This is a genomic window from Nostoc sp. CHAB 5715, from assembly GCF_020829685.1.
Taxonomy (GTDB): domain Bacteria; phylum Cyanobacteriota; class Cyanobacteriia; order Cyanobacteriales; family Nostocaceae; genus Nostoc.
On record NZ_JAIVFR010000461.1, the window covers coordinates 1 to 5,734 of the forward strand.

General features: G+C 44.8%; 11 protein-coding genes. 6 read left to right on the plus strand and 5 right to left on the minus strand.

The window, feature by feature from the left end; genetic code table 11:
- From LC574_RS23120 to LC574_RS23130, 3 genes are all read right to left on the minus strand, one after another.
- Positions 1–457 (minus strand): glycosyltransferase family 2 protein (locus LC574_RS23120; protein ID WP_229455913.1); only part of this gene is annotated, 457 nt, incomplete at its 3' end.
- Between the two features lie 203 nt (positions 458–660).
- Positions 661–807, minus strand: coding sequence for a hypothetical protein (locus tag LC574_RS23125; RefSeq protein WP_229455914.1), 147 nt, complete (start codon positions 805–807; stop codon positions 661–663).
- A gap of 50 nt (positions 808–857) precedes the next feature.
- The gene (locus LC574_RS23130; protein WP_229455916.1) at positions 858–1,070 is read right to left on the minus strand and encodes a hypothetical protein; all 213 of its coding nucleotides are present in this window, start codon (positions 1,068–1,070) and stop codon (positions 858–860) included.
- 92 nt (positions 1,071–1,162) lie between these two features.
- Here LC574_RS23130 and ebsA point away from each other — a divergent pair, with 92 nt between their 5' ends.
- Positions 1,163–1,537, plus strand: a complete 375-nt coding sequence (gene ebsA, locus LC574_RS23135) for a type IV pilus biogenesis protein EbsA (RefSeq protein WP_229455918.1) — start codon at positions 1,163–1,165, stop codon at positions 1,535–1,537.
- Positions 1,538–1,796: 259 nt separating this feature from the next.
- Here ebsA and LC574_RS23140 read toward each other — a convergent pair whose 3' ends face one another.
- Together LC574_RS23140 and LC574_RS23145 are read right to left on the minus strand one after the other, a co-directional pair.
- Complete coding sequence (locus LC574_RS23140; protein WP_229455919.1) at positions 1,797–2,105, minus strand: DUF5615 family PIN-like protein; 309 nt, start codon at positions 2,103–2,105, stop codon at positions 1,797–1,799.
- Between the two features lie 63 nt (positions 2,106–2,168).
- Positions 2,169–2,459: a DUF433 domain-containing protein gene (locus LC574_RS23145; RefSeq protein WP_229455921.1), complete on the minus strand. Its 291-nt coding sequence runs from the start codon at positions 2,457–2,459 to the stop codon at positions 2,169–2,171.
- Positions 2,460–2,693: 234 nt separating this feature from the next.
- On the opposite strand from LC574_RS23145, the gene LC574_RS23150 reads away from it, so the two are divergent.
- The 5 genes from LC574_RS23150 (at position 2,694) to LC574_RS23165 (ending at position 5,659) form a co-directional block, all read left to right on the plus strand.
- Positions 2,694–4,613: a GTPase family protein gene (locus LC574_RS23150; RefSeq protein ID WP_229455923.1), complete on the plus strand. Its 1,920-nt coding sequence runs from the start codon at positions 2,694–2,696 to the stop codon at positions 4,611–4,613.
- Between the two features lie 254 nt (positions 4,614–4,867).
- Complete coding sequence (locus LC574_RS23155; RefSeq protein WP_229455925.1) at positions 4,868–5,044, plus strand: hypothetical protein; 177 nt, start codon at positions 4,868–4,870, stop codon at positions 5,042–5,044.
- Positions 4,971–5,231 (plus strand): histidine kinase dimerization/phospho-acceptor domain-containing protein, encoded by a 261-nt coding sequence (locus tag LC574_RS23160; protein ID WP_229455926.1) that lies wholly within the window; start codon positions 4,971–4,973, stop codon positions 5,229–5,231. The genes LC574_RS23155 and LC574_RS23160 overlap by 74 nt, the downstream gene beginning before the upstream one ends.
- Complete coding sequence (locus tag LC574_RS39190; protein WP_368736724.1) at positions 5,197–5,349, plus strand: ATP-binding protein; 153 nt, start codon at positions 5,197–5,199, stop codon at positions 5,347–5,349. Before LC574_RS23160 ends, LC574_RS39190 begins: the two co-directional genes overlap by 35 nt.
- Positions 5,342–5,659 (plus strand): nucleotidyltransferase domain-containing protein, encoded by a 318-nt coding sequence (locus LC574_RS23165; protein ID WP_229455927.1) that lies wholly within the window; start codon positions 5,342–5,344, stop codon positions 5,657–5,659. The genes LC574_RS39190 and LC574_RS23165 overlap by 8 nt, the downstream gene beginning before the upstream one ends.
- Positions 5,660–5,734 lie beyond the last annotated feature (75 nt).

The following is a 5,734-nucleotide window of genomic DNA, read 5'->3' on the forward strand; positions in this document are numbered from 1 at the left end:
GTGGCGTGCTATCACTGCTGTGATCGTCAATTATCCATACTTCGTACTGCCCACCTGGATATTCCAGATTACAAAGATTTTTAACTAATTTAGCAATTACCGCTTCTTCATTTTTCGCAGCCACTAACACAGATACAGAGGGCAAATCTCCCTGTATTTCTTTTGGATAACGACGGGATTTAGTAAACACTACCACCAAGGCATGAAATCCTAGAATGGTGGTCAGTCCTAGAATAAATATAGAAGCCCAAGAAACTAAATGTAGAGCGATCGTGCTACTCCAGACGATAGTCAAGACTAGAGCCGCTTTGCGTCTACGACCTTGAAACCGGGGTGTTAGAGACACAGGATCTGTCTCTAACACTGACTCCTCATTTGCTGATAGGTCAGACAACAAGGAGTTGAGCGGATCAAGCTCTTGATAAGAATCTTCTTCGGGCCAGGAATTCGCTGGCATAGGTTAGGTTGCTTGATTCAAAAACCACTATTTGTCTACAGTTAGTAATTTTACGGACAAATATCCCTAAGCTACTTTTCCCGATATTAATCGGAATGGGCAAACTGCAATACCCGCTATCCCTAAGCCAAAAGCCGATGGGACTACCTTTGTTGCCACCGCTACTCTGCGTAATTACCTCGCATTAACCACCTTTGCTACTCTTAGACAGAGGCTTGATTCCTTTGATAGCCATTTAGGCAGGAAGCTTGTAGAGTAGGACTTTCTTCAATGAGAACTCCGATTTGGGCAAAGTAATAACAAGGTAGCAGCAGCTCGGTGTTGGGAGAAACAGCAATAATAACATCCACAACTTTACAGTGCGGATTTTTAGTGTTATTTTGCCCAGCGTCGATAAAAGTTAATGCAGCCTCATTCTAACCGAAATTTTAATATTTCTTAGCAGTAACTTCATTTTTGGGCATGGGGTAGGGGGAGATGAGGGAGTAGGGGGAGATGAGGGGGTAGGGGGAGATGAGGAAGCAGGGGGAGATAAGGGAAGTAAGTTCTTCCTCATCCCCCTCATCCCCCTCATCCCCCTCATCCCCTTCATCCCCCACTCCCCACTCCCCACTCCCCACTATGTGCTTTAGACACATCTTTTGGGAATACTAGTAACATCCATTAATATCCCTAGTTGCCAACTAACTTGAGGAATATTTAATAATGTCTATTGACCAACTCCAGCCTGCCACTCAACAACAAGCCAGTGTTTATTTACCTTATGTTCAAGGCGCTAGGCGCAATTTCTTACCCTATGCCATTAGCCTTTATCAAAAAGGGGTCTTGGAGGGACACCGGAAGATAGAAGCCAGTGAACATGTTCCCTTTGTCGCCTCCTGGAATGTTGCGACTTTACCCTCAGACTTAACCCGTTGCCGAATCCAGTTTGATGGCAACGCTGAACTGAGTTACGAACTGATGATGGCTAGTTTCGAGTTTATTAATTTTTTAATTGAAGTTATGGATAACTATAAACGTCATCGTGCGACCGATTTTTCACAACCGTTTTATCGCAAACTACTGCGTATAGACGATTGATTAAACTCAGCCGGACTTTTGCAAGTTCGGCTTGTCTTTAAAACTCAAAATCTCAGAAGCCTAACTCCCATTCCAATGCGCTGAGATTCATTTAAAATTTTTCTCAAGCATGGTTTATTATTTCCAAGCTTCTGATGTAAGTTTCATAGGCAACAAAAAACCTTGTTAATCGCTATTTTTATTCTTGTTTGCGATCGCAGAGCGTATCGAAGATAATCGCTCCTTATATCCCAAAATCTAATTAAAATGACACAGTGGTCTAAGAGCTTTTATCAATATAAGCACTCAAAAATATCAGTTGGTTTACTATCTCTTCAGCCGAACGAATAGCAACCAACTTGAGCAACCCTTGTAACTGTTGCCCTACGGAATAGCGTTGCTGCTGCAACAAGATAATGCCAGCATGATTTCTTTGTGTGGCTAAAAACTCGTTATGCAAGCAGCAGAAGTCTCTTCGGTTGTAGCTATAGATGGCACGCCCTTGCTCTGTTGCCCAAATTAGCTGCTCATCATCAGAATAGCTCTGCCTGCTCACATCGGCCACTGTCACAACATCCAAGGGGTGCATTACAGAAAGCTTTGATTAGGGACTTCTCAACGCTGTCCTCATCTAAATACAAACGAATTTGGCTCACTGTCTCTTTGCCGTGTATTCAGCTTCCAAACGGTCGTATTCTTCAATTTCTGCGGCAATCTCCGTGTCAATTACTTCCTGGTTAGCATAGTAATAAGCTAGGGCTGCATAAACTTGTGCCAACATTAGCTGTGGTCTTTCGACAACTATCTCTTCCGGTTTCATGCCTGCGTTGAAATTGATCGCAATGTTGTGTACCGTGATCCGGTGTCCCGCAATTCGAGGGCGACCACCACAGGTTCCCGGTGTGCTGACAATTAGCGTGCCAATGTCGGTAATGGTTTGCATGGCTTCTTTAGTGAACTGAGCAATTTAAAACTTCTTCCAATCTAGAAATATAAATGTCCAGTTATTTATTTAACTACCCACAGCAAAATAAAACATTTATCCCTAATAATTAGGAGTTTAGCACTAATCCAAGAATACCAAACATCTTACCTAGATTGGAGACGATAGACTTTTTATAAGAGTAATTTTTGCAAAAACTCGAATTTCCCAACATTTCAAAGCAGGTATGGGGCAATGGTGCGATTAAAACTGTGGCAGTGGGTCGTCTTAGCAATCCCGATCGCTTTCATCATCATTTTCTTACTGGTATCCGCCGGTTCGCAAATTCATGCGTGGGGCATTAATTGGATTTGGGGTGTATTCACCCTTTTATTCGTTGGTTGGCGTTGGCTATTGGTCAAATGGACTCAACCTGCTGTTAATCAAGTGGAAGCTGTATTAGCCCAAGTCCAAGAAGAACTGGAATCGACAGCAGAGGATACAGTAGGGCTACCAGTCGGAAGTGACACCACAAAGCTTGCAGAAGCCGCCCTTCAAGAGATTCTGCAAGCAGCACAAAGCGATCGCCCGATTTGGGAAGACTGGCAAACTTTTTGGACGCGATGCCAGAATTTGGTTGTAGCGATCGCTCATATCTACAATCCTCAAATTCAATATCCGCTACTAAACATTTACGTCCCCCAAGCTTACGGGTTGATTCGGGGAACGGTGGATGATATGGATCGGTGGATGCAAAAGTTATCCCCTGTCCTGAATCAGGTGACGGTTGGGCAAGCATACCAAGGATACGAAGTCTACCGGAAGTTAGAGCCATCGGCTCGGAAATTCTGGAAAGCTTGGAACTGGGCACAGTGGGTCTTAAATCCAGTGGCGGCGGTGGCAAAACAAGCCAGCAAGGGTTCTAGTAACCAAGCAACTCAGCAATTATTAGGGAATTTGAGCCAGTTATTTCGAGAAGCTGCCCTGAGAAACTTATGTCAGCAGGCGATCGCTCTTTACGGACGTGGCACATTACCAGTTTCAGCAACCGTAGTTTCCACACCAACTTTACCCAAGGTAAAAACCCAAACCCTTCGAGAAATCCTGACTCAAGCTCAACCCGCCGAAGCAGTTGAGCAAAAACCCGTGAATATTCTGCTGGTGGGGCGCACGGGATCGGGAAAAAGTAGCCTGATTAACACCCTATTTCAGGCGGATCTCGCAGCCGTTGATGTTTTACCCAGTACCGATCGCATTCAAAATTATCAATGGCAGACTCAAAGTGGGGAAACCCTAACACTTTGGGATACACCTGGTTACGAACAAGTCAACCGTGCCGATCTGCGAAACCTAGTGCTTGATTATGCCATCAACGCAGATTTGCTGTTATTAGTCACCCCTGCCCTCGATCCTGCCCTGCAAATGGATGTGGACTTTCTGCAAGATATCAAAGCAGAAGTTGCAGATTTACCTGCGATTGCGATCGTCACTCAAGTAGATCGTCTGCGTCCGATCCGCGAATGGCAACCGCCTTATGATTGGGAATGGGGCGATCGCTCAAAAGAAATTGCCATTCGAGAAGCCACCGAGTATCGTGCCAAACTGCTGGGAAACTTTTGTAATCTAATTGTGCCTGTGGTTACAAGTGACAGCAAAACAAATCGAGTTGCTTGGGGAGTAGAGGCGCTATCGTTGGGATTAGTGGATGCGATCACACCAACTAAGCAACTCCGTCTCGCTCGCTTTTTACGTAACCTCGAAGCCCGCACCATCGCCGCAGCCAAAATCATCGACCATTACACCTTCCAAATGGCGACAACACAGGGACTAACGGCATTGCTCAAAAGTCCCGTCCTCCAGTTTGTTTCTACCCTATCAACTGGATCTCCAACCCTAGCATATATGCTGGCACAGCAAATTCCTGTGGAACAGTTGCCGATTGTGATTGGCAAACTCCAAATGGGATATGAGCTTTTCTCGCTCTTGAATACAGATAACCTTAACCCGCTCAACTTTGAATTGCTATCCCTCTGGCCGCTATTGCTGGAAAATTCCGCTTCACCCGATCGCAACGCTTGGGCATTTGGTCACGCCCTAGTGGAATACTGGACTGAAAATTTAATGGTAGAACAACTCCGGGAGCGATTTGAGTATTATTTGGCAATCGCCAAATAAATTGTCTGCATTGAAGAATTACCTGTTGGCTGATATCAAGTTCGGCAAATTACTTACGATATGTCATTGCGAATGTAACGAAGTGGAATGAAGCAATTCACTTGCGCTTTGGGATTGCCGCGCTTCGCTCGCAATGACATAAATATTAAGTCGGACATGATATGACTCGCCCGCCTAGAACTAAAGTTCAAGGCTAATAGCTAAAGTCTACTCAAGTAGACTAAAGATTAGACTTCTTGCAGAAGTAGGGATGCATGGTAAGGGCCATACGGATTTCTGATCCACTGGGTGCGATCGGAGCTTACTGGAGTACACCACATCGAGCCACGTCCGAAGAGATAGAACTGCTTGAGATTTTTGACCGACACTACAGCAGTTGCGATCGCCAACGTTCAACTTTACCAGAAACTGACGAATCAAAACGCCCTTAAAGACAAATTTATTGCCATGCTAGCTCACGAGTTAAGGAATCCCGTTGCCCCCATCTCGAACGGAGTTCAGCTACTCAAGTTGAAGTTAGGCGAGACTGGTGCAGTCGGACAAACAGTTTTAATGATGCATAAAGTTTTCCAAGCCAGATGGGATGATCTGGGTGGATCTCTCATTTATTCCGGGTGAAAATGGCTCAGGCAGTGTAGCGGTCTTATCTGTAAGAGACTCAGGCATAGGGATAGACCCGACAATTTTACCAGAACTATTCGAGCCATTTACCCAAGTCATAACAATCCATGACTGATAAAACTCAATACTTGTTGAAATTAGTAAAACGCAATGTCAAAGCGTATATCACCAACCCGAAAACGAAAGCTGTAATGGTTACAGGCTCAGTCGCAGAAGGGCTGTGCGATGAATATTCAGATTGCGATGTGATGCTTTATTATGATGAATTGCCTTCTGAAGAAGAGTTGCACCTTGCGCGTCAGCAAAATCAGGGTTCAGAGTTGATCGGGATTTTGGGCGATCGCCAAGAGGGTGCGATTGGTGAGAGTTTCCTTTTCAGAAGGCAGAAGGCAGGAGGCAGAAGGCAGAAGGCAACCCACCCTTAAAAGAGTGGGATTGAAACAAGGACGTTTTATACCTCGCTGCAAGCAGTCTCGGTATAATTATAAGTTTAAACTGGG

Coding starts and splice junctions, on each gene's coding strand:
- ebsA (WP_229455918.1), top strand. CDS start 1,163: ATGTCTATTGACCAACTCCAGCCTGCCACTCAACAACAAGCCAGTGTT.
- LC574_RS23140 (WP_229455919.1), bottom strand. CDS start 2,105: ATGCACCCCTTGGATGTTGTGACAGTGGCCGATGTGAGCAGGCAGAGC.
- LC574_RS23145 (WP_229455921.1), bottom strand. CDS start 2,459: ATGCAAACCATTACCGACATTGGCACGCTAATTGTCAGCACACCGGGA.
- LC574_RS23150 (WP_229455923.1), top strand. CDS start 2,694: ATGGTGCGATTAAAACTGTGGCAGTGGGTCGTCTTAGCAATCCCGATC.
- LC574_RS23155 (WP_229455925.1), top strand. CDS start 4,868: ATGGTAAGGGCCATACGGATTTCTGATCCACTGGGTGCGATCGGAGCT.
- LC574_RS39190 (WP_368736724.1), top strand. CDS start 5,197: ATGATCTGGGTGGATCTCTCATTTATTCCGGGTGAAAATGGCTCAGGC.
- LC574_RS23165 (WP_229455927.1), top strand. CDS start 5,342: ATGACTGATAAAACTCAATACTTGTTGAAATTAGTAAAACGCAATGTC.